The organism is Amycolatopsis sp. NPDC114484, assembly GCF_055633755.1.
The window spans coordinates 41,751-63,610 of the sequence record NZ_JBVKDQ010000025.1; the positions used below are offsets into that span (position 1 = coordinate 41,751).

The 21,860-nt window shown below is 67.5% G+C and carries 20 protein-coding genes and 1 pseudogene; 9 read left to right on the forward strand and 12 right to left on the reverse strand.

The window, feature by feature from the left end:
• Nucleotides 1-39: 39 nt before the first annotated feature.
• The 4 genes from ACZ7SW_RS38615 to ACZ7SW_RS38630 all read right to left on the reverse strand — a co-directional run bounded on the left by ACZ7SW_RS38615 (nt 40) and on the right by ACZ7SW_RS38630 (nt 4,036).
• Nucleotides 40-1,335, reverse strand: coding sequence for an IS256 family transposase (locus ACZ7SW_RS38615; RefSeq protein ID WP_470235313.1), 1,296 nt, complete (start codon nt 1,333-1,335; stop codon nt 40-42).
• A 163-nt stretch (nt 1,336-1,498) separates the two neighbouring features.
• Nucleotides 1,499-2,164, reverse strand: a complete 666-nt coding sequence (locus ACZ7SW_RS38620) for a helix-turn-helix domain-containing protein (RefSeq protein WP_470235314.1) — start codon at nt 2,162-2,164, stop codon at nt 1,499-1,501.
• Nucleotides 2,165-2,752: 588 nt separating this feature from the next.
• A complete protein-coding gene (locus tag ACZ7SW_RS38625; RefSeq protein ID WP_470235315.1) occupies nt 2,753-3,511 on the reverse strand; it encodes a hypothetical protein in 759 nt (252 codons plus the stop codon).
• Nucleotides 3,512-3,544: 33 nt separating this feature from the next.
• Nucleotides 3,545-4,036, reverse strand: coding sequence for a DUF6069 family protein (locus tag ACZ7SW_RS38630; RefSeq protein WP_470235316.1), 492 nt, complete (start codon nt 4,034-4,036; stop codon nt 3,545-3,547).
• Between the two features lie 119 nt (nt 4,037-4,155).
• Between ACZ7SW_RS38630 and ACZ7SW_RS38635 the strand changes: the two genes are divergently transcribed.
• Nucleotides 4,156-4,758: a TetR/AcrR family transcriptional regulator gene (locus ACZ7SW_RS38635; RefSeq protein ID WP_470235317.1), complete on the forward strand. Its 603-nt coding sequence runs from the start codon at nt 4,156-4,158 to the stop codon at nt 4,756-4,758.
• 100 nt (nt 4,759-4,858) lie between these two features.
• On the opposite strand, the gene ACZ7SW_RS38640 is transcribed toward ACZ7SW_RS38635, so the two are convergent.
• Nucleotides 4,859-6,220 carry a cation:dicarboxylate symporter family transporter gene (locus ACZ7SW_RS38640; RefSeq protein WP_470235318.1) on the reverse strand — a complete coding sequence of 454 codons (1,362 nt, stop codon included), beginning with the start codon at nt 6,218-6,220 and terminating at the stop codon, nt 4,859-4,861.
• Between the two features lie 554 nt (nt 6,221-6,774).
• On the opposite strand from ACZ7SW_RS38640, the gene ACZ7SW_RS38645 reads away from it, so the two are divergent.
• Nucleotides 6,775-7,215: an SsgA family sporulation/cell division regulator gene (locus ACZ7SW_RS38645; RefSeq protein WP_470235319.1), complete on the forward strand. Its 441-nt coding sequence runs from the start codon at nt 6,775-6,777 to the stop codon at nt 7,213-7,215.
• 107 nt (nt 7,216-7,322) lie between these two features.
• On the opposite strand, the gene ACZ7SW_RS38650 is transcribed toward ACZ7SW_RS38645, so the two are convergent.
• Complete coding sequence (locus tag ACZ7SW_RS38650) at nt 7,323-9,566, reverse strand: glycosyltransferase family 32 protein (protein WP_470235320.1); 2,244 nt, start codon at nt 9,564-9,566, stop codon at nt 7,323-7,325.
• A gap of 611 nt (nt 9,567-10,177) precedes the next feature.
• Nucleotides 10,178-11,044, reverse strand: a complete 867-nt coding sequence (locus tag ACZ7SW_RS38655) for a glycosyltransferase family protein (protein ID WP_470235321.1) — start codon at nt 11,042-11,044, stop codon at nt 10,178-10,180.
• Nucleotides 11,045-11,489: 445 nt separating this feature from the next.
• Here ACZ7SW_RS38655 and ACZ7SW_RS38660 point away from each other — a divergent pair, with 445 nt between their 5' ends.
• From ACZ7SW_RS38660 to ACZ7SW_RS38685, 6 genes are all read left to right on the forward strand, one after another.
• The gene (locus ACZ7SW_RS38660; RefSeq protein ID WP_470235322.1) at nt 11,490-11,969 is read left to right on the forward strand and encodes a DUF2017 family protein; all 480 of its coding nucleotides are present in this window, start codon (nt 11,490-11,492) and stop codon (nt 11,967-11,969) included.
• 22 nt (nt 11,970-11,991) lie between these two features.
• Entirely contained in the window at nt 11,992-12,174 is a 183-nt protein-coding gene (locus tag ACZ7SW_RS38665) for a ubiquitin-like protein Pup (protein WP_470235323.1), read from the forward strand.
• Between the two features lie 222 nt (nt 12,175-12,396).
• A complete protein-coding gene (locus ACZ7SW_RS38670) occupies nt 12,397-13,428 on the forward strand; it encodes a methyltransferase (RefSeq protein WP_470235324.1) in 1,032 nt (343 codons plus the stop codon).
• 49 nt (nt 13,429-13,477) lie between these two features.
• Nucleotides 13,478-14,761, forward strand: coding sequence for an FAD-dependent oxidoreductase (locus tag ACZ7SW_RS38675; RefSeq protein ID WP_470235325.1), 1,284 nt, complete (start codon nt 13,478-13,480; stop codon nt 14,759-14,761).
• A 266-nt stretch (nt 14,762-15,027) separates the two neighbouring features.
• Entirely contained in the window at nt 15,028-15,618 is a 591-nt protein-coding gene (locus tag ACZ7SW_RS38680) for a superoxide dismutase family protein (protein ID WP_470235326.1), read from the forward strand.
• A gap of 150 nt (nt 15,619-15,768) precedes the next feature.
• Entirely contained in the window at nt 15,769-17,346 is a 1,578-nt protein-coding gene (locus ACZ7SW_RS38685) for a 4-hydroxyphenylacetate 3-hydroxylase family protein (protein WP_470235327.1), read from the forward strand.
• Nucleotides 17,347-17,657: 311 nt separating this feature from the next.
• Here ACZ7SW_RS38685 and ACZ7SW_RS38690 read toward each other — a convergent pair.
• Nucleotides 17,658-17,786 (reverse strand): annotated as a pseudogene (locus ACZ7SW_RS38690) (IS30 family transposase); the annotation flags it as partial.
• A 121-nt stretch (nt 17,787-17,907) separates the two neighbouring features.
• Here ACZ7SW_RS38690 and ACZ7SW_RS38695 point away from each other — a divergent pair.
• The gene (locus tag ACZ7SW_RS38695) at nt 17,908-18,258 is read left to right on the forward strand and encodes a hypothetical protein (protein ID WP_470235328.1); all 351 of its coding nucleotides are present in this window, start codon (nt 17,908-17,910) and stop codon (nt 18,256-18,258) included.
• 608 nt (nt 18,259-18,866) lie between these two features.
• Here the strand turns inward: ACZ7SW_RS38695 and ACZ7SW_RS38700 are convergent.
• The 4 genes from ACZ7SW_RS38700 to ACZ7SW_RS38715 form a co-directional block, all read right to left on the reverse strand.
• Nucleotides 18,867-19,625: an SDR family NAD(P)-dependent oxidoreductase gene (locus ACZ7SW_RS38700; RefSeq protein WP_470235329.1), complete on the reverse strand. Its 759-nt coding sequence runs from the start codon at nt 19,623-19,625 to the stop codon at nt 18,867-18,869.
• A gap of 62 nt (nt 19,626-19,687) precedes the next feature.
• Nucleotides 19,688-20,509 (reverse strand): MBL fold metallo-hydrolase, encoded by an 822-nt coding sequence (locus ACZ7SW_RS38705; protein ID WP_470235330.1) that lies wholly within the window; start codon nt 20,507-20,509, stop codon nt 19,688-19,690.
• Between the two features lie 23 nt (nt 20,510-20,532).
• Nucleotides 20,533-21,195, reverse strand: coding sequence for a GTP cyclohydrolase I (gene folE, locus ACZ7SW_RS38710; RefSeq protein WP_470235331.1), 663 nt, complete (start codon nt 21,193-21,195; stop codon nt 20,533-20,535).
• A 1-nt stretch (nt 21,196) separates the two neighbouring features.
• Nucleotides 21,197-21,670 (reverse strand): 6-pyruvoyl trahydropterin synthase family protein, encoded by a 474-nt coding sequence (locus ACZ7SW_RS38715; protein ID WP_470235332.1) that lies wholly within the window; start codon nt 21,668-21,670, stop codon nt 21,197-21,199.
• Nucleotides 21,671-21,860: the final 190 nt, after the last annotated feature.

Genomic DNA, 21,860 nt, shown 5'->3' on the forward strand with positions numbered 1-21,860 from the left:
ACGGGGTCTATCCCGTAATCGGTGTTTCCGGCGGTTTGGTTAGTAGGTTTCGGCTCCCGGCCAACGGTCACCGAACGTGATGGCGAACGCGTTGATCACGGACTTACAGCGCATCGTCCATCGGGCGCGGCCGGCCCCGGTCGGGTCCAGGCTGCGGGTCACAAGATACAGGCACTTCATGGCTGCCTGCTCGGTCGGGAAGTGCCCACGTGCGCGGATCGCCCGCCGGTAGCGGGCGTTCAGCGATTCGATCGCGTTCGTCGAGCAGATCATGCGTCGAATTTCGACGTCGTAGTCGAGGAACGGCACGAACTCTTCCCGCGCATTGCGCCAGAGTCGTATCATGGCACCGTATTTCTTGCCCCATTTATCGTCGAGTTCGTCCAGTGCGGCGAGCGCCGCGTCGGCATTGGGTGCGGTGTAGACGGGTTTGAGATCGCGCTTGATCGCATTCCAGTGCTGCCGTGCCGCCAGGCGAAATGTGTTGCGGATCAGGTGAACGATGCAGTTCTGAACAATGGCGTGCGGCCATACGTTCGCGACGGCCTCCGGAAGTCCTTTGAGACCGTCGCAGACGAGGAAGAACACGTCGCGGACGCCGCGGTTCTTCAGGTCGATCAGGACGCTCATCCAGAACTTCGCGCCCTCGCCGCCGACGCCCATCCACAGGCCCAGGACGTCCTTGCGGCCGTCGACGGTCACGCCGATGGCGGCGTAGACCGGACGGTTGGAGACCTGGCCGTCACGGACCTTGACGTAGATCGCGTCGATGAACACGGCCGCGTAAACCGCGTCGAGCGGCCGGCCGGCCCAGTCCTGCATCTCGGCCACGACCTTGTCGGTGATCCGCGAGATCGTCTCTTTGCTGACCGAAGATCCGTAGAGCTCGGCAAAATGCGCCGAAATGTCCCCGGTCGTCATTCCCTTCGCACACAACGACAACACGATCTCATCCACCTCGGCAAGCCGACGTTGCCGCTTCTTCACGATCTGCGGCTCGAACGTGCTTTCCCGATCCCTCGGCACGTTGATGTCAACCTCGCCCGCAGAATCCGAAACCACCGTTTTAGGCCGAGTGCCATTCCGGACATTCGCCGACTCTCGCCCCGGCTCGACCTGGTTCTTTTCATGCCCGAGGTGCTCGGTCATCTCCTCGTTCAGCGCGGTTTCCAGCACATTCTTGGTGAACAGCTTCAGCAGGCCGCCCGGGCCGGTCAACGCCAACCCTCGCGCCTTCGCCTCAGCCACCATCGCCGCCGCGGCGGCCTGCTCCGGCGACAGCTCCCGCGCCGGCTTGGACTCGCTCTTGCGTGCACTCACAAGGTCCGATGTCATCACTCACAGTGCCCATCCCGCCGGACCTCAGCCCGGCGTGTCGGGCCGGAAACACCGATCTTGGAACAGTCCCGCACGAAAGATCCGGGCTAAACCTGCACGCCGCGTTGCAGCGGTTCGCGAGCCGTCCGTAGGTGAATTTCGCGCTGGCCCGATGGTGATGTTATGAAGGGTCGTTTTCATTCCGTGACGACTCATCGACGGTTCCGCTGATTCCTGTGTTATCACGAGGCGGTTGCCGTTGTTGGTCAAGCATGGCCAAGATCGGGAGGATGTCGTGGCTGAACTTCTCGCCGGCGGCAGTCAGGCCAATGCCATCAGGTGTGGTCTCCAGGAGCATGGCACCGACTGCGTGTTCGAGTTGGTCGATTTGGCTGGCGAGGACGGCTTTTCTGACGTCGAGGTGTTTTGCGGCCTGGTTGATACCGGGGTGTCCTGGGATGGCGAGGAGCCGTTTGACGCGTTGTTCGGCTCCGCGGGTGGCGAAGGCGGTCCAGATTGTGGTGGAGAACGCGTTGGGTCCGCCGTAGTCGTCGAGGATGTGCTTGTGGGCGGTGACGCCGTGGCGAATCGCGAGTCCGAGTTTACGCGCGTGTCGAGCAAGGTCCGATGCCGGGATGCCGAGCTCGGTGGCGATGTCGGCGAATGAGCGGTGGTTGTGCTCGTATTGGTCGCGTAGCCAGAGCGGGTCGAGGGTGCGGAGGACCTCGCGGGGCCCCGGTGGCCCGATTCGGTTGCTGGCCAGGAGCTTGCTGATGTGTTGGTGTCGGCAGCCGGTAAGTTGTCCGATCTGGCCGGGGCGGAGTCCTTGTTCGGCGTAGGCGCGCAATTCGTTCGCGCTGGGTAGGGCCGCGTCAGGGATTTCCGGGCCTGCGTCGTGACGGCGTCGCCGTGTCCACGGCTGAGGGTGACGTAGTGCGGATAGGTGGATGTGTTCGGGTGTCGTGTGCAATCGGGCGGCGATGGTGCTGCGGGGCAGCCCTGCTGCGACCAAGGCCCAGAGTCGTTCTGGCCGAACCGTGTCGGGGGAGGGGCCGGGCCAGGCGATTGTGTCGATCCAGTCGAACGGGGGTTCCCAGGTGACGGGTTCGTCGATACGCAGGCGCCGCAGCAGAGCCTGGGCTTGCTGGAGCAGGTGCGCGGATAACTGTGCGGGAAGGCCGAAGACGAACGCGGTGTAGTCGTCACCATCGGCGGCCGGGGACAGCGCCAGCGGCTGCTGATCGCGCCGCTGGACAATATCTGGTGATTGTGCGCGGCGGCTCGCCGTACGGTTCCAGGTGAGGTGCCGTCGGATCAGGCGAGCACCGGCTGTCGCGGCCTTGCGGTCATGTCGCGACAGCGCCGGGGCGACTGCGCCGGCCGCCAGGCGTCCCCGGCGGCACCGGACTCCGCGCTGATCGCGGCCGTCCCGGCGTCACGCGACAATGTCGTTCCTCTGCTGCTGCCCGGACCGCGGGTCTTCGACCACGTCTGCGACGTCGAAGTAGTCGGCTTGGAACGCCGCCAGGCCATGCCAGTACTTCTGGCCGGTCGCGAATCCCGGCTGGTTCAGCAGCGCTTGATGGTGTTCGAGCGTGGACCACGTTCCGAAATTGAGCACTCGGGCCTGGTCGTGACTGCGGTGGAAATTGACCGTCCGCAGTCCGGGTGTCGCAAGCGACCTGGGTGCGCTGGCTTTGACCTTGTCCAGCAACGTTTCCGCGCTCGCGTCGAAAACCGTGAACAGTCCGAAGTGGATCAACGTCGGCGGATCGGCGGTGACTGTGGAGGTCTCGGCATGGCCGACCCGCCAGACCAGGTCGTAGTAGCGGCGGTCCAGCGTTCGCGCCTCGATTCCCTGTGCGGACATCGCATCGAGCACGCGCGGCGCCGGTCGATCGCCCGACGCGGTGCCGGAATCGAAGTTGCTGTAGACGGTGATGCGGTTGAAGTTCCGGCTGACCAGCACGACCGCGCCGCGAAAGCCGGCGTCGCCTCGCCAGCTCCGCACTCGGTCGATGGCCGCGGGCAGCGCCCGTGCTTGCTCGGCGGTGCGGACCGGAACGGCGGAAGGCGGTTGCGGCGCGTCGACCCACGGCGGGCTCGCCTCCGGTTCGCCCAGTTCGAGCCGTTCTACCAAGGCGACGACTGCCGACTCGGCTGTCTCGCGCAAGACGATTCTCGAGGTAGTCATCGATCCCTCGGCGGCAGTGATCCGTGCGGCAGGTCAGGCCACCGCGGGCACCGGCGCGGTGTTCGCGGCGTTCCGGCCGCGCTCCAGCCTGCTGGTGAGGAACCGGAATCCGGGCACCGCGTGGGCCGCCACGCTCACGTGCATCACCATCAGTGCCACCACGCCGATCGGGTTCGCGCCGGGGATGAACCGCAGCGCGAGCAGGAGCAGGTCGGGAATCATCGAGAAGGCGGTCGCCAGCGGGACGACGACGGCCAGCACCGTGTGCTGACTCACTCCCCGGCGCTGCAGAATGCGCCAGCCGAGCCAGCCGAGGAGAACGCCCGCGACCGTAAGCCCGCCGTACTGGGGCAGGGAAAGCGGGGTAAAGCCGGCGTTCGCGCCCAGCGCGTGCGCGGCCAGCGCGATCAGGGAGTTGGCGGCGACACTGGCCACCGTGATGGCGGCCAGCACCCCGGCGGTGAGCCCGAATCGCCGGCGGCCGAGTGCCGGGGCGGAGGTGCGCTGCAGCGGGTGGTTCGACATGACGGATCTCCTTGCGGTCCGGGCGGATGCCCTGGTTTCGATACTGGCTGGTCTCGAAAAAAACGGTACCACATGGTCTCGGAATATACGAGACCGAAGAGTCCGGTAAGCTGGCGATCATGAAATCCACCGCTTCGATCAGCGCTGCGCCGGCCGGCCGGCCGCGGGACCCCGCGCTCGAACAGGCGATCCTGGACGCGACCGCGGACGTCGTCGTGCGCCGGGGCCTGGCCGGCGCGACCGTCGAGGAAGTCGCCCGCCGGGCAGGCACCGGGAAGGCGGCGGTGTACCGGCGCTGGCCGAGCAAGGCGGCTCTGGTCGTCGCGGCGGTCCGGGCGCTCCAAGAGGAGGTGAGCGTCCCGGACGTCGGCACGCTCCGGGGGGATCTGCTCGCCTGGGTGCAGCACTACGTCAGCGGAGACGAACGCGCGGCGCTTCTGCTCGCCAACCTTCTCAGCGAGGCGTCGCGGGATTCCGAACTGCGCGAGGCGGCTGCCGCCGCGATCGGCCGTCCGCCGGTCGCTGCGCTGCGATCAGTGCTCGACCGCTGGATCGAGCGCGGCGAAATCGAGCCGGCGGTGCCGATCGACGTGCTCGTCGACGTCGTTCCCTCGTTCGTCTTCCGCCGCATCGTCACCCGCGGCGGAACTCTCGACCGGAAGACCGCGACGATCCTGGTCGACGACGTGCTGTTGCCGTGCCTGAAGCATCGGGCCAGTTGAGCGGCTGTCGCCGCGAAAATGCCTCGCGGCTGTGCACGGAGGGTGCACAGCCGCGAGGCGGAAGCAGTTCGTACCCGGGGATGCGGGTGCGAACTGGGGGTCAGACCTGGGCGGGGATCCGGGGTGCGGGCTTGGCCTGCGCGGCCTCGTCGTCGAGCAGGGTGGTTTCGTCGAACGGGGCGTTGCCGGCGAACACCTGCTGCGAGCGCTCCCGGTCGAATTCCTTCATCCACGATCCGATGAGGACGGTCGCGACCGCGTTGCCGGCGAAGTTCGTCAGTGCGCGGGCTTCCGACATGAACCGGTCGATGCCGAGGATGAAGCCGACGCCGTCGACGAGTTCCGGCCGGTGCGACTGCAGGCCGCTGGCCAGGGTCGCGATGCCGGCGCCGCTGACGCCCGCCGCGCCCTTCGAGGCGATGATCATGAACAGCAGCAAGGTGATCTGCTCGCCGAGCGCGAGCGGCTGGTCCTGCGCGGTGGCGATGAACATGGTCGCCATCGTCAGGTAGATCGCGGTGCCGTCGAGGTTGAACGAGTACCCGGTGGGCACCGTGATGCCGACGACCGGCTTGCTGACGCCGAGGTGCTCCATCTTCGCGATCAGCCGCGGCAGTGCGGATTCCGAGGAGGACGTCGAGAGGATCAGCAGGAATTCGCGGCCGAGATAGCGCAGCAGGCTGAAGATGTTGACCCGCGCGCCGAGCCACAGCACCGCGCCGAGGACGCCGAACACGAACACGAGGCACGTCAGGTAGAACCCGAGCATGATCACCAGCAGGCTGCGCAGCGCGCCCCAGCCGGTCGCGCCCACCACCGCGGCGATCGCGCCGAACGCACCGACCGGGGCGGCCCACATGATCATGGCGAGAACGCGGAAGACGAGAGTCTGGATGCGTCCGATCCCGCGGAGAAGGGGAGCGCCGCGGGTGCCGAGCTTCTGCAGTGCGAACCCGCACAGCAGGGCGACCAGCAGGGTCTGCAGCACTTGGCCCTCGGTGAACGCGGACACGAAGGTCTTCGGGATGACGCTCAGCAGGAAGTCGGTGGTGCCCGTCCCGCCGGCCGCCTGTTTGTGCGCGCTGGCCACATCTTTGGCGTTGAGGTGCAGGCCGGTGCCCGGGTGCAGCAGGTTGCCGACGACGAGCCCGATCGCGAGCGCGAACGTCGACATCACGATGAAGTAGACCAGCGCGGTGATGCCGACCTTGCCGACCTTCGCCGCTTTCGCGACCGAGCCGATGCCCAGCACGATGGTGCAGAAGATGATCGGCGAGATCATCATCTTGATCAGGTTGACGAAGCCGGTGCCCAGCGGGGCGAGGCTCTTGCCGACGGACGGCCAGAGCAGGCCGACCGCGACGCCGAGCACGACGGCGGCGATCACGGCCAGGTACAGGTAACGCGTGCGGTCGCGCTTGGGCGCGACCGCTGTCGCGTTCTCGGGGGTCAGTGTCGGCACCGTTGCCTCCAGTTCGGCGGGGGGAATTCCGGTCAATATGCGGCGCAGTATGACCGGCGTCACCGTTGTGTTCATTGAGTTCGCCGAGCGTTTTTCGCTCCAGGTGAACGAATTTCCGTGCCGTTGCCGGCCGGGAAAGCAGCCGGCCGGGGTGCTGCCCCGGTGCGGCCGGGATGCCGGTTCTGGGTTCTTGGCCTGCGGAAATTGCCTTTTCGATCGTGCCGTACCAGGTTGCCGGCGGCAGTTCGCGAAGCGGTCTGCGGCGTAACGCAGCGGATCGTGGATTGCGTCGGTGCGGTCGGCCGGAAGATCGATTTGCCGAAGCTGGAGGTAATCGGACAGCGGCAATGCCCGGGAGTGCTCGGGAAATGAAATAAATGGCGGCCGGACCGGTAAGCTATTTTTTGGCCGGCCAGCGGGCCGCGCGGGTGCGGCGGAGGAGCGAAAGGGCAGGACCGCCGGCGGCTTCGTCCTCGCCGTACGCCCTGGTTGAACCGCCCTGGCAGCGCCGGAACGTGAGAACCGGAGAGCATCAGCGACGGCAAGGAGCAGAAATGCACCGAAACACGAACGACCCGGCAGGCGCGCCGCGGGCGGCGGTGCGGCACGCGGTGTGCCGAGGGCGGGCATCGGCCCGCGTTGCCGGGCGCCTGTTCGGATCGAGCGAGGTGGACGCCGCTCTGACCTACGACAGCCGAGATCCCTACGCGGTCACGGTGTCTTTCGGGATCGACGTGGCCCAGCAGCGATTCGGCAGGGAGCTTCTCTCGGTCGGCCTTTTCCTGCCGGCCGGGGCTGGGGAGGTCCGGGTCCGTCCGTCGGCGGACCCGGACTGGACGGTGCTCGATCTCCCGACCGGCCAAGGCCGACGGGAGTTCGACTGCGACACCACCGATCTCGCCGGGTTCTTGTCGGAAACGTACGACCTGGTGCCGTTGGGCGAAGAGACCGCCTGGCTCGACATCGACGGGCTGATCGGCGGACTGCTCGGCTGATCGGCGGGGACGAGGCGTGCGGCGAGCTCAGGCGCGCGAAAGGCTGCCCGCGATGGGAAACGCTGAAGTACGCCGGCTGCCGCGATCGCTCGTGCGGCAGCCGTGCGTCATCGCATGGAATCGCGCAGCCGCAGATAGTCCGGGAACGGCATGCACTCCGTCATCCGTTCGCCGGGAATCGCCGTCCTCGTCTCGACCCGGCGGACCGGCCGGCCCAGCAGGTCCGCCAGCTCTGCGCTGAACTGTTCCAGGTCGGTTCGGCGATTGACCAGCAACACCGCCGGTGCGCCGGGTGCACCGAGCTCGGCGAGCAGACCGGCGACCGACTCGGCCCGCAGGTTCATCGGCGTGTCCGCGTGCTGGACGATCCGGATCCATATCTCGCCCGGTGCCACCCCGTGGACCGGGACCGCGAACCGGCTCGCGCTGGAACCGGGCGAGCGCAGGCGCAATCCGACCGGGGTGCCGAGCGGATCGACCGCGACATCGGCGAACGACTGCGGTGCGGGCGTGTGCGGCTCGCGAAATACCGCCTGGGCAACCCGTTCGTCCAGCAACCAGACCGGCTCGCCGGCCGTACTGGTCCCGGTGCCCAGCCAGTTTCCGTCGTGCCCGGCGCCGTCGAGCAAGGCAGAGGCCTCCGGCGGGAGGTCGGTCTGGGACAACGAGCGGTCGTCGTTGCGACGGAAGTCGGTGACGGAACGGACCGCCGAAGCGGCCGATCCGCCGGTCACTCCGTCCATCCTGGTCAGCACGGACAGCACCGCCGCCCACCCGGCGTCCGGGTCGGGCAGACCCCGGATCACCGGTTCGGCCGCGGCCAGATACAGGTCTCCGGTGCGGGCGATCAACTGCCACTGCAGGAACGTCGCACACCGGGCGAGCACGGACAAGACTTCCTCGTCGGTCCGGTCGCGCACCTCGGCGGGCTCGCCGGAGTCCGGCGGCAGCCAGCTCACCTCGCTGCCGGGTGCGATCGCGGTGCGGGTGACCGGCAGGGCCTCGCTGCGGATTCCGAGCAGCCGCAGCACCGTGTGATGGACCCGGCCGGTGCGGGACGCGGTCACGTAGCGGAGTCCTTGCCGGCTCTCGCCGACGAACTTCTCCGCCAATTCGGCCGGTCCGCCGAAAAGGTTCGCCGCGGTCCGGAAGTAGTTCAGCCGGGTGCACTCCAGCCACAGTGCGAAGGCTGGGTGGCGGGCCGGTCCGATGATCACGTCGTTGTTGCACCAGCCGGGTTTCTCCGCCGGGTTCAGGCTGAACCCGGCAGTCGAGGCGGCCACCTGATCGAGAAAACCGGGCAGATCGGCGAGTTCCTCTCCCTCGTCCCGCACGAACGCGTTGTCGCCGTCGACGTAGGCGCCGCCGAACCGGTGCTGGATCTCCACCCGCAAATGGTCGCTGCACGCGGCGTACCCGCGCGGAAGCTGCTTGGCCATTTCCAGCACGTACTGCGCGTGCAGGCGCATCGGCGCCTCGGCGTGGAACACCTCGAAGACGTTCACCAGCGCGATGTTGTTGTGCTCGGCCCAGTGCAGCAGCGCCCGTTCGTAGGGGTAGGGATCGGCGTTGTCCTCGGCCGGCGCTGCGCGCGCCGCCTCAAAACGGGCACGCGGAATGTCGGTCCACAGAACGAAATCGAGCCGGCCGGCGTATCGCTGCGCGCCTCGTGCGTAGTTTTCCCAGAACCGGGTGGCCGGCGGCATCGGCTTGCCCAGCCAGATGCCGTGCACGACGCGCGGGATCTCGGTCCGTTCCGGCAGCATCGGCGGGCCGTCCTCGACCGGCTGCCCCCATCTCCGGCTTTCCGGTGTCCGTACCGCCACGCTGACCGCGCCCGGCTGCCGGGCGAGCGACTCCGGGGCCAGTTCCGCGGCGGCCGGTGCCGGGCGGGCAAGGCTGATCCGGCGCAGAAAAGGCGCGACCTGATTCGCCGTCAGTCCGGCCGGGTCCACTTCGGACAGAAAGGCCGGTGCGGGAGGGAGATCGCGAAGCCGGAACGGATCGGTGCCGAGCCACACCGCCATCCGCGTTTCGTACTCCGTTGTGTACAGTTCTCGCCCGGTCTTCAAGCGAAGCCAGGCCATCGTTTCCGGCTCGATCGGGTGCCGCGCGAGCAGCACCGGCGGCGCGGCCGGGGACAGGCGGGCGGCGAGGTGATCGGCGATCCGTGCGGCGCGCGCCGCACGCGCCGAGGCAAGCTTGTCCAGCCGTTCGCGCAGAAGCGCGTTCGAGGCACCTGCGTCAGCTGTGGCGAGGCGCGCGGTCAAAGCGGCGACAGCGGCGTCCAACTCGGGCCGGAGCTGCTCGAACGCCGCCACGGAGGCTCGTACGATCGCCGCGGTGCGCATCCATGACGCGGTATCCGCGTCGAGCGAGAATTTCAACCAGGCGGAGCGCGTTGGTCTCGAAGCGGACAGAGCGTCGGCAAGCACTCGCAATCGCGCGACCGCACCTGCTGCCGAAACCGCCCTGTCAGCGACCCGAGCGGCCAGCGCGCCACGAGGCAGCGCGGCGAGCGCGACGCGAACCTCTTCCTTTGCGCGGCGTTCGGCAGCGCTTACCGCACCGGTGGATGTGACGCGTCTTAGCTGGTCTGCGTTCGCGAACAGCCGGGCAAGTTCAGAATCGGGCGATGCGTCGGGCCGGGTCGCCAGGAGCTGTTGCACATCGTTTGCGGCTGCGCGCCCACGGCCGCGAAGCTCGGGCAGCAAGCGGGCCATCGCGACGGCCTCGGCGACCAGGCTGGCGTTGTCGGGGACTCGTACAGCGTCGACCCGTGTCGCTGCCGGTACCAGCACGATGGCTCCCCTCTGGACCGTCGGCGGCAACGGCCGCCGAGACTGTGCTTAAACCACGCAGCTGCCATCGGAGCCGGTTCACCGCCGCCACGGTCCTGGACGCGACCGGTCGTGGGTTCTGGAGCGATGCGCTCCAGACGTCCAGCCGGGCGCGATGGTGTTCACGACGCTTCGAGCTGCTCGGGAACGAGTTCGGCGACAGCACGGCGAAGGCAGTTTTCGATCGGGCGGATCCGCATGAGTTCCTGGCCGGTCGCGGCATGGCGCGCCCGGTCGGCGTCGCGGGCCAGGAAGTCCACGCAGGTCTCCACGATCTTGTCGTAGTCGGTGAAAACGACGCCTTTCTCGAAGACGGATTCCATCGATGAATCGGCGCCGCGCTCGGAGATCACGAACTGGCGGTTGGTCATCAGATAGGAGCAGCGCACTATTTCAAATACTCGGGCGGGAAACATGTGTATGTTGAGGATTATTTTTGCGCGCGCGTACAACTGGTCGCGCTCCGCACCGAACACCCACTTGTGCGCTTGCGCGTTGAAACCCATTTCGCGTAGCCGGCGGATGGGTTCGAGACGCCGCTCGGTGAAGGTTCCGAGCAGCAGGACGTCGATGTCCTCGGTCGCGGCCGGCGGGATTCGTTCGTGATCGGACAGGTAACCGATCGGGGCCAAGGAAATCCGGTGCACCCCGAGCCGGCGGAGGGCTGCGATGTTCCTGATGCTGTAGTCCCAGACTTGATGGCGTCTCATGAGGGCGAGGATGGGCTCGTTCACCCAGGGGGTTCCCGACGAGATCTGCTCCAGGTTGTAGAGCACCGCGTCGGGGGCGAGCGGCCGCGGGTGCCAGGGCAGCAGATTACTGCCGAAAATGATGTGCCGTCGCCCGGGAATGCAGGTCTCATGAGTCAGGATGCTCTCGTGCCCCAGCCTGTTGAGTCCGGCGTTGACGGCCTCGGCCGCTTCTTGGAACACCAGCCAGTGCGGAAAGCCGGGTGGCGCGACAATCGTGACCGCGAAGCGCATCTGCATTCCCCTTCGGTTCTCCTCCTGGCGGGCGCTCGCAGGCAGTGTCCCCCGCTCGCGCCGCCGGGCAATCCTGGTGCGCGGATCTCGGCGGGCCGCCAGGGTTTTCCCTCGCCGGTGCGCTCGGCTATTGCGGGCAAGACCGCACCGCGGGGGCGAGGCACCCCGTTTCGGCTGATCAGGCGGGTGCTCGAGGCGATAGAGGCTTCGTGAAGAACGGGGCCGGAAAGTGGGGCAGGGCAACGGAGCAGACGTCGCGGCAAGAGCAGGAGACAATCATGGTCATCTTCTCCGAGGACATCTTCCGGCGGATCATCGACGCGCGGGAGGAGCTGCTGCGGGAGCATCTCGCCAATAGCGAGATGAACGGCGCGCTGACCGCGGAAACGTAAGCCGGGCGCGATATTCCCCAACGGCACCGTCCAGTGCCTGACGCACGGCAAGGATGCGAATGATAAGCTGGGACCGATGCGGCGACCGCGTCATCGCAGTGTTCACCCCCCGTCAGATCAGCTGGCTGCGCCGGCATCTGACCGACTACCGCGACCGCGTCGACCGGGCGTTGTCCGGAGTCCGGGCCGACCCGGTCGTCGACGCGGTCACCGGACGCCTTCCGGGGAGCCGGTTGTCCCGGCTCCTGCGGGTCCGGAGGTCGACCTCGGTGCTGCTCGACAGCTTGCCCGAGCGCGGCGGCGTGGTCGAGGTGCGAGACGGACCGGACCGGATGGCTTGGATCTGGACCCTGCAGGACCTGCGCATCGCTGTCGTCGTACGGCTCGGCGTCGCCGCGCCGCACGCACTGGCCGGGGAAGCGGGTGCCGGACCCGCGAGCAAGCTGCAGGCATGGCTCGCGGGAGTCGTCGAAGGGCTTGTCGACGCGGCCGATCCGGGGCATTTCGTTCCCGGTGCTCCAGGCGGCGATGTTCAGTGACCGAACCAGTGGAGGAAACGGCATGACGCAGAGCCACGTTCACCGCGAACGCGACGAGGACGACGAGCAGCCGTCCCCGTCCGACGCCCCGGCGACTTCAGCGAAGGACCGGACCGACGATGTGGATGCCTTGATCGACGACATCGATCTGATCCTCGAAGACACCGTCATCGTGGAACAGTACGTTCAGAAAGGAGGGGAGTAGCCGCTGACCGCCATTCGGCGGTCCCGCCGCTGTGCGCGCCACGAAAGGGGTGCGTGCGGCGCGGGCCGGGCTGCCCCTGCCCGAACGTCACTTCGTTCTGCACGGATGTACGTCCGTTTCGGATCTTGCCGTCCGAGCCACGGCACAATGCGTGACGTTCGCCGCCGAACGGTCTAGCTGGTACCGCCGTTCGCCGGATCCGCCGCAGGAAAGGGCAGTGCCGTGGGAGTCACGATTCGACCGGACGCAGAACCCGCTGCGGATCTCGCCGACCATCGGAAGCTGCTCGGCGCGGCCGCCGCGTACTGGCAGTCGCAAGCGGTCTATGCCTTGGTGACGACCGGAATCGCGGATGTGCTGACGGAAACGCCGGCGTCCGCCGCGGAGATCGCGCGAGCCGTCGAGTGCGCCGAGTTCGCGGTCGCGCGGCTGCTGCGGTACCTGGGCGGGCTCGGCTTCGTGACGATCGAGGACGGCAAGTTCGCCACGAGCCCGGTTCTGGCGCACGTTCGGTCCGGCAGTGCGTTCCGGGACCTGGTGCTGATGTTCGGCGACGAACTGTACCGCGCGTGGGGCAGGTTCTCGAGCACGATCAGGACCGGGAAGACCGCGTTCAGCTCGGAATTCGGCGCCGAGTTATTCGAGTACCTGGCGCATGACCCGGAACGCGCCCGCCGGTTCGACACGGCGATGGAAGCGACCACCGGCTTGATCGCCCAGCAGCTGGCGCGGTCGGCTGACTTCACCGAGGCCCGGCGCGTGGTGGACGTCGGAGGCGGCAACGGCTCGCTGATCGAGGCGGTGCTGCGATCGGCACCGGCCGCACACGGTGTCGTGCTGGACCGCGACCACGTCGTCGACTCCTGCCGGAAACGATTCGCCGGCACGGAAATCGGCGACCGGCTGGACACTGTCGCCGGCGACTTCTTCCAAGCGGTGCCCGGTGGCGGCGACGTCTACCTCCTGTCCCGGATCATGCACGACTGGCCGGACGAAGACTGCGTGCGGATTCTCCGGGTGTGCCGCGACGCGACGCCGCCGGACGCGGTCCTGCTGGTGCTGGAGCGCGAGCTCCCGGACGAGGCCCGGCCCGCGCTGGCGTCGTCGTTCGACCTGCTGATGATGGCGGCGACCGGAGGCCGCGAACGGACTCGGGGCGAGTTCGCGGACCTGCTCGAAGCCGGCGGCTTCCGGCTGGAGTCGGCGCATCCGCTGCCGTTTGAAACCAGCTTGCTGGTCGCGAATCCGGCATGACCGGGGCAGACCCGCGGCCGCTGCGCGGAACTGCGGCAGCGAGCCGGGCATGAAACAGTTAGACGCGGAAGTGATCGTGGTCGGCGCCGGCCCGACCGGGATGGCGCTGGGCGCCGCGCTGGCGGAGAAGGGGCACGCGCCTATTGTCCTCGAAGCTCGGTCCGACTTCGCCGAGGAGGAGCGGGCAAGCACCTTTCATCCCCCGACGCTGGAGCTGCTGAGCAAGTGGGGCGTTCTTGGCGAAGCGGTGGCTCTCGGTCAGGTCGTGGACCGGCTGCAGTACTGGGACCGGCGGACCTGGGAACTGATCGGCGAGTTCCCTTTCGCGCTCCTCGCCGGCGACACCGATTGTGCGTTCCAGTTGCAGTGTCCCCAGCAGACAGTTGCCCGGCTGCTGAAGCCCGTGTTGCTGCGGTCGGGCGGTTCTCTCCGGTTCGGCCATCGCATAGACGAAGTCAAGGCGGACGAAGACAGCGTGGTGGTCACTGCGAGGACCGCGGACGGTCGGTGCGAGCTGCGCGGCCGTTTCGTCGTGGGCGCAGACGGTGTGGGCGGCGTTGTCCGAGAGTCGCAAGGCATCCGGCTTGCCGGCCGCGCGTATCCCGACCGATTCCTCTTCTCCGGCATAGAACTGGATCTGGACGCGCTGCTGCCGGGCGCCGGACCGGTCGCGTACGTGTCCGATCCGGAGGAGTGGGCAGTCCTCGGACGCTCGCCCGACCGGGTCCGGTTGGTTTTCCGGCTCGGCCCGGAGGAAGACGAACGCGCGGTGCGGGCACCCGTGGCGGTCCGGGCCCGGATAACCCGGTTCCTCGGCCTCGAGGTGCCGTTCGGGGTCAGAACCGCGTCGGTGTACACCGCGCGGCAGTGTGTGGCCGACCGGTTCCAGTCCGGACGGGTGCTGCTGGCCGGGGACGCCGCGCATGTGCACAATCCCGTCGGCGGGTTCGGCATGAATGAGGGAATTCGGGACGCGCACTTCCTCGCGACGGCGCTGGACGAAGCGCTCCGCTCGGGCACGGATGTTCCACTCGCCGAGTATTCCGAAGTCCGGCGTGCGCAGGCGACCGCGCGGATCAGCGTCCTGGCGGACCTCAATTGCCCGCGGCGGGCAGCGGAACTGCCCCGGGAACGGCAGGCGCGGAACTCGCTCGGGGAAGCCGCGCAGGACCCGGATCTCGCCCGGCGGTGGCTTCTGCAGATGTCAATGATGGAGGAGCGGCTGCGACCGCGGACCCGGGGAGGGCCGGGGACCACGCCGCAAGGGCAGGGTGGTTGGCCGAAACTGCCTCCGTCGGATCCGGCCGTCTTCCCGGCAAGGCGGCATCGGTGAGAATTGCGCCGGTCGACAGTTGACTACAGATTTGACGGTTGAGCAGTGCTCAACCGGTATCTCGCTTGGTGCGGTTGCCTTTGCCGCGCGGCTCGTCCGTAAAGGGCTCCTTCCGGGAATCCACGTCCCGGAAGGGGTCCTTCGCGGACAGTCCGCTGCCGTCCTCGGCACCCCGCCGGAGACCTGCTCTGATGCGGGAATCGGCTGTTCTTCCGAGACCGAGCTGCCGGATTTCCTCGCCTGCTGGACAGATTACGGAGAAGAGAATGCGCAATAAGTTCGCTGCCGCGGCCAGTGCTGGACTGGTACTCGCGTTGCTGACGTCGTGCTCGGCGGAGCCCCCGGCGACCCCGACTGCGAGCAGCGCCGCCGCCGCGCCGCTCGCCGCGGCGAAGTTCGCCGCTCCGGTTGCGTCGGGAGCTCAGCCGTCCGGGGTCACCTATAATCCGGCGCTGGTTCCGGTCGGCGCCGAAGCTTCGGTCGCGTCCGCCGCGGCCAATGGAACAACGACGGTGACGCTCCAGGTGCGGGGGCTGGTCCCGAACCATATGTTCGGCGCGCATGTGCACACCAAAGCATGCGGGGCGAAACCGGCCGACAGCGGCCCGCATTACCAGAACAAGAAAGACCCGGTCAGCCCGTCCGTGGATCCCGCTTATGCCAATGCCGCCAACGAGGTGTGGCTGGACTTCATGACCGACGGGCAGGGGAACGCGTCGGCGTCCGCGACGGTGAACTGGGCCTTCCGGCCGCACGAGGCCAATGCCATCGTCGTGCACGCGAATCACACCAGCACCGCGGCGGGGAAGGCAGGTACGGCAGGCGACCGCTTGGCATGCCTCAGCGCGACCTTCTGAGCCTCGACCGCAGCCGGCTGCGGTCGAGGCTCGCCTCGGGACGCCCGTCAAGGGCCGCTTGCGGGACTCAGCCTCCCGGAACGGGCCGTTCACGGGCGAGCCGCGCGCTGGCAACTGCACCGAGCGAGACACTATTAAGGAGCAGTACTGATGACTACGACGCAGCCACCCGCCGAGAACGCCGATACCGGGCGCGACCAGCGGCCCTACACCGGAGACGAGTATCTGGCGAGCCTGCGCGACTCCCGAGTCGTCTATCTCAACGGGGAGCAGGTCGAGGACGTCACGGCCCACCCCGCGTTCCGCAACAGCGCCCGGATGATCGCGCGCATGTACGACGCGCTGCACGACGAGAAAAGCAATGCGGCGCTCGTGACGCCGACCGACACCGGCAGCTCCGGATTCACCCACCCGTTCTTCCGGGCTCCCCGGTCGGCGGACGACCTCGTCCGTTCCCGGGACGCCATCGCTGCGATGGCAAGGATCGGCTACGGCTGGATGGGCCGGAGCCCGGACTTCAAAGCGAGCTTCCTGGCCACGCTCGGCGCGAACAGCGAATTCTACGGCGATTACCGGGACAACGCGCTCCGCTGGTACCGCTATGCGCAGGAACGCATTCCGTATGTCAACCACGCGATCGTGAACCCGCCGGTGGACCGGCAGAAAGCCCTCGCCGACGTGCGGGACGTGTATATGCGCGTCGAGGAGGAAACCGACGCCGGCCTGATCGTCTCCGGCGCGAAAGTCGTGGCCACCGCGTCGGCGCTGGCGCACCACAATTTCGTCGCCACTTACTCGCCGGTGCCGTTCGGCGACAAGGACTTCTCGGCGATCTTCGTCGCTCCGATGGACGCGCCGGGCGTGAAACTCGTGTGCCGCCCGTCGTATGAGTACCGGACCAGCGTTGCCAGCAGTCCGTTCGACAGCCCGCTGTCCGGGCGGCTGGACGAGAACGACTCGATCCTGGTCTTCGACCGGGTGCTGATCCCGTGGGAAGACGTGCTGAGCTATGACGTCGAGACCGCCAACCACTTTTTCGTCGGGTCCGGCATGGTGCTGCGCGCGATGCTGCACGGCTGCACGAGGCTGGCGGTCAAACTGGACTTCCTGTCCGGGTTGCTGGCGAAGAGCCTCGAAGCCACCGGCGTCGCCGACTTCCGCGGGGTGCAGACCCGCCTGGGAGAGGTTCTGTCGTGGACGAACACGTTCTGGGCGCTCACCGAAGCGATGGTCCGGGCCCCGATGCCGTGGAACAGCGATGCCGTGCAGGTCAACCCGCAGGCGGCCACTGCCTACCGCTTGCTGATGACCCAGGCGTACCCGCGCGTTCAGGAGATCTTCTATCAGGACCTCGGGTCGGCTCTCGTCTACACGCCTTCGCACGCGGCCGACTGGCAAAATCCGGAGCTGCGTCCGTACCTCGACCGGTATGTCCGAGGTTCCGGCGGCCTCAGCGCCGAGGAGCGGGTGAAGCTGATGAAACTCGCCTGGGACGCGGTCGGCGGAGACTTCGGCAGCCGCCACGCCCTCTACGAACTGAATTACTCGGGAAACCACGAGGACATCCGGCTGCAGACGTTGGGCGCTGCCAAGGCGACTGGTCAGCTGGACGCGCAGAAGTCGTTCGTGGACTCGTGCCTGGCCGAGTACGACCTGGCCGGATGGCGGTCGCCGGACCTGATCACGCCCGGCGACGTGACGAGCATTCCGACGTGGCAGGCGCGGTGACCGGCGACCCGGGCGGCGCCAGCGGATGCGCTGGCACCGCCTGGGCTGGCGCTTTCTCGAGTTCGGACCGGACCTGCGCGCGGCGCCAGCCCCGGCATCGTCACTTGGTCGCGACCGCCATCGAGTAAGGCCCGATGAGCGGGGCGATCGTCACCGTCGAGAACCCCGCTTCGCGCATCCAGTCCTCGCTCTCGGCTCCGATTGGTCGCAGCCGAGAGCGGGTCTCGGATGATGGGGGCCGCCGAAGATCGCGCCGCGCTGTCGGTGAAGGGTTCCTTGAGGGAATCTGATTCCCTCAAGGAGCGGCGGATTCAGGCGGTGGTTGCAACGCCTGGTGTTTGTTGGTGTGACAGTAGTGTTGTGAGGGCTTCGGCTGGTGTGTGCCAGTCGAGGGTGCGGCGGGGTCGTCCGTTGAGTTCGGCGGCGACTCGGGCGAGGTCGGCCGGGGTCCGGGGTTCGGGGCTCAAGGAAATCACCGGGCGGCAATGGGGCAGCGAAGCACGCTTGTCCCGGGACCTGGCCGAAGCTGTGTCGCGCCGGTTTCGGGAGGCGTGGGATTCGATGGACGAAGGCCTCCTCGACCGGTTCGACGAGGTGCGCCTGAAGCTGGAATCCAGACCGGAGAAGTCCGGCTTGGCGTTCGTGTCCGAGCTGATGGACGCGTACCTGAGGGCGCAGAGGGAAACAGCCGGAGACCGCCGGGCACCCGCGGATCGGCAATTGCCCGCGGCGGAGGCTCATTTCGGAATCTCACCCGCAGCGTTGAAGTACTCTGCGGGCGGCGAAACTGCGGCACCGGACTTCGCGGCCGCGGAGGCCGCCCTCGACGAGGTGACCGGCGGTCCGGAGGCACTGGCGTTGCCGCGGGAAACCAGGGCAGCGACGACACTCGGCTGGTCGCGGCGACCGTAGTACTGGCATTGAAAAAGGTCGTCCGGCACCACGATGTGCTGAGCTACCTTCGCCAGGATCGTTATTGGGATCGCTTGGGCGAGGCTTACCGGAGATTAGCTTCGTTCGCGACCTCGGGCCCCAGACGGTGAGCGTCCGACGCTGGCCGAATTGGCCAGATGAAGCGATCTGATGATGCGCTCGGAGATCGGTGCGGAACGAGCCGCTGGCCTGATGGTCCGGGCCGGTCGTCGCCTGGATGGAGGGTCGGCCCGGTGAAGCAGCCGGGCGAGCTCGAACGGCCAGTCCCAAGCTGACGCCCGCCAGGAGAATGTCCTGGCAGGACATCATCCAGAAGGTCGATCGGTTCTTTGGTTCCCCGCGCGACAGTGTTCCGGGCGAAGTGCAGCGCGCCGTATCTTCCTGCCATTTCTGATCGTGGCATGCCGAGAGGCCTCCCGCCTGGGGGCAGGCGCGAGACGGATCCGGAATGAGATCCTACAGGCGAAATAGCGAAGGGCGGCACGTGAGAGCAATGAGACCGGATGGAAAGGCTGTTTCAGCGAGGCAGCGGGACGAATGGCCGTCAGCGTGCGGACCTGGTCGGCGGAGGCCGGTGGCCGGCGGTGTCACGCAGTCGATCCGCCGTCGACCACGAGATCGTGCCCGACCAGGTAGCTGGCTTGGTCACTGGCGATCCAGACCACCGCATCGGAGATTTCCCCGACGGTGGCGACCCGTCCGATCGGCAGTTCGCCCTTGATCCGGTCCGCGCGGTCAGCGGTGGTTTCCCCCGGCCGCAAGGACATCGGGGTGTCGACCGGGCCGGGGCTGACGACATTGATCCGGACGCCGTCGTCGATGTACTCGCGGGAGGCGGTACGCGCGAGTGCCGTCGCGCCGGCCTTGGCGGCTTGATAGGCGCCGAGCCCGGGCAGCCGTTGGTGCGCACCGAGATTTGAAGCGACGTTGACGATCGCGCCCCCGCCGTGGCGGCGCATGTGGTCGATCTCGTACTTCATCGCCAGCCAGGTGCCGGTGAGGTTGGTCCGCAGGACCGCGTCCCAGGTTTCTTCGTCGATGTCGGCGACGTTGCCGACGGCCACCATGCCCGCGCTGTTGACGGCGACGTGCAGCCCGCCATGCCGGTCGACTGTCGTGGCGACCATGTTCGCGACGGCCGCGGCTTGCGTGATGTCCGCGGCGATCGCGTCCGCGGTGCCGCCGTCCCGGCGGATCAGTTCGACAGTTTGCGCGAGGTTTTCGGCGTTGCGGCCTGCCACGACCACGGTCGCGCCCGCATGGGCGAGTTTCCGGGCGCTGGCGCGGCCGATGCCGGAGCCGCCGCCGGTGACCAGCGCTACTCTTCCGGTGAAATGTGCGGTCATCGCATGTCTCGTTCTGTGAGGTGGGTGCGCTCAGCGGGCCTTGCTGATCTATTCAACGCCGGCTATCCAGTCGCCGCCGATGCGCCTCGGAATTGTTTGAGATAACGCTGGACGGACTGTCGTACAAGGTCGGGTCCGTTCTCCTCGATGGACTCGAAATCCCCGTACACGCGGTCGTAGGAAAGGCTCTCGAAGATGTCGGCCATCCGTTCCACGTCGGTGTCGGGCAACGGCAAGAAGTTCGGGTAGCTGTACATGAACGCCAAGCCGCGCCGGTCGCCGAGCACGGCGACCGTCCCGCCGACCAGGAGAGCGCCCCGGCCTTCCCCGCCCGCTCGCCAATGCACGACCGCGCTGCCGGGGAAATGGCCGCCGCATTGGATCAGGGTGACGCCGGGCAGCACCTCGCTGCGCCCGGACCACAACTGGAGGGCAGGGGAGGAACGCATGACCCAGGCTTGGTCCGCCTCCGGGACGAGGATCGGCGCATCCCCGAATGCCGCGCTCCATTCTGTTTGCGCGCCGTAGAAGTGCGGATGGCTGGCGGCGATTGCCGCTACGCCGCCGAGCGCGGCCACTTGCCCGACTGCCGCGTCGTCGAGGAACGACGGTGGATCCCAGAGCAGGTTGCCACCGTCGGTACGGACCAGGAAAGCGCGTTGGCCGATGGCGAATGCGGGCTCGACCGTCAGGGACGACAAGCCGGGTTCGAGCGGTGTCGCCCGCAATCGGTGGCCAGCTTCGGCGAGGCGCTCGAGGGTCGTCCACGACTGCCCGCCTGCCGCGATCTGTTCGCGTTCGTCCGCGCAGATGGCGCAGACCGGGGGCGGTGTCTCGGTGTTGGCGTGCTGTACGCCGCAGCGCCGGCAAATCCAGGCACTCATGGTTGGACCTCCTTCTCCGCGGGTCAGTCGAGAAGCGAGCCGGACGTGATGGACAGCAGTTCGTCCCGCCAGCTCTGGTGCTCCCGGAAAACGCCAGTCAGGTGGCTCGTGGTCATCTCGGCAGCGAAGGCGCGCGCACCGCGCAGGCCCAGACAGGAATGTTTCGCTCGGATGATGCAGGCTGCGCCCTGTACGTCCAAGCAGCGCTCGAGCGCGTTGACGATCTGGTCGCCGAGGTGTTCCTGCACCTGCGGCCGTGCCGCGTACTCCTGCAGGAGACGAGCCAGCTTCGACAAGCCCACGACCCGCGCTCCCGGCCTCGGCAGATAGCCGATCGTCGCATGTCCGACGAAGGGCAGGAGGTGATGTTCGCAAAGCGACACGAACGGCACTCGCGCCACCGCGATCACCCCCGGCTTGGTGGGACCCTCGAACGTGACGCCGAGGTGCCGGGACGGATCCTTGTACCGTCCGTGCATCAACTCGTCCAATGCGCCGACCAGCCGCTCGGGCGTGCGCGCGGTCGATTCGTCAGCGCACGGCATGCCGAGTTCGGCGAGCATCGCGGCGGCGGCCTTGGTCGCCGCCGCCCGATCGACCGGCTTGGGCGCCACGAACGGTGGGTGGTGCACTGTCTTTCCGTTGTCGGCCGAGCCGGCAGCTTCGTAGTTCAGCGTCTCAGCCATGCTAATTCCTGTCTTCCCAGTATCCGGTGTTCCTGGCGGTTTCGCTCACGGCGACGCGGACGACCTTGGCCGCGGGAGCATGGGGGAGTGCGTTCAAGACGTCGCCGGCCGCCTGGCTCAGAACCTCGGAGATGCTTTCGACCGTCGGCCACTCCAGTTTCATGGCCAGAGCTTCCACCGGGCTCGGGTCGCCGGCGCCGAACCGGTAGAGCTTAGTCTCGTCGTCGGCCAGTACGGTCGACAACGGATCGTCCGCATTGAGCAGGGTCGCGTGGTCGAGATTTTCGTCGATCCAGTCGACGACGCCGGCCTTGAAAGCGCCGAGTTCGACCAGCATGCCGGACGCCAGCTCCGGTCCGTTCACCTCGATTTCGCAAGTCCAGGAATGGCCGTGCAGGCTGCGGCATTTGCCGCCGATTATGGGTACGCGATGTGCGGCTTCAAAATGATGTCGGACGATAATTCCGTGACCCACTTGCCCTCCTGTTGTCCGGAGTGGTTGGGAATGGGTGGTCTGATTGGGCACTTTATGCGACGTGTCCTGCGTCGTCTGCTGTGCAGTGGCGATGATGCAACCTGGTTGCCCCAACTGCCCAAGGTGACGAGATGACTTGGTGCGCGACATTGCGGTGAATGGATACTGGTTCCGGTGAACAATGCTCGCG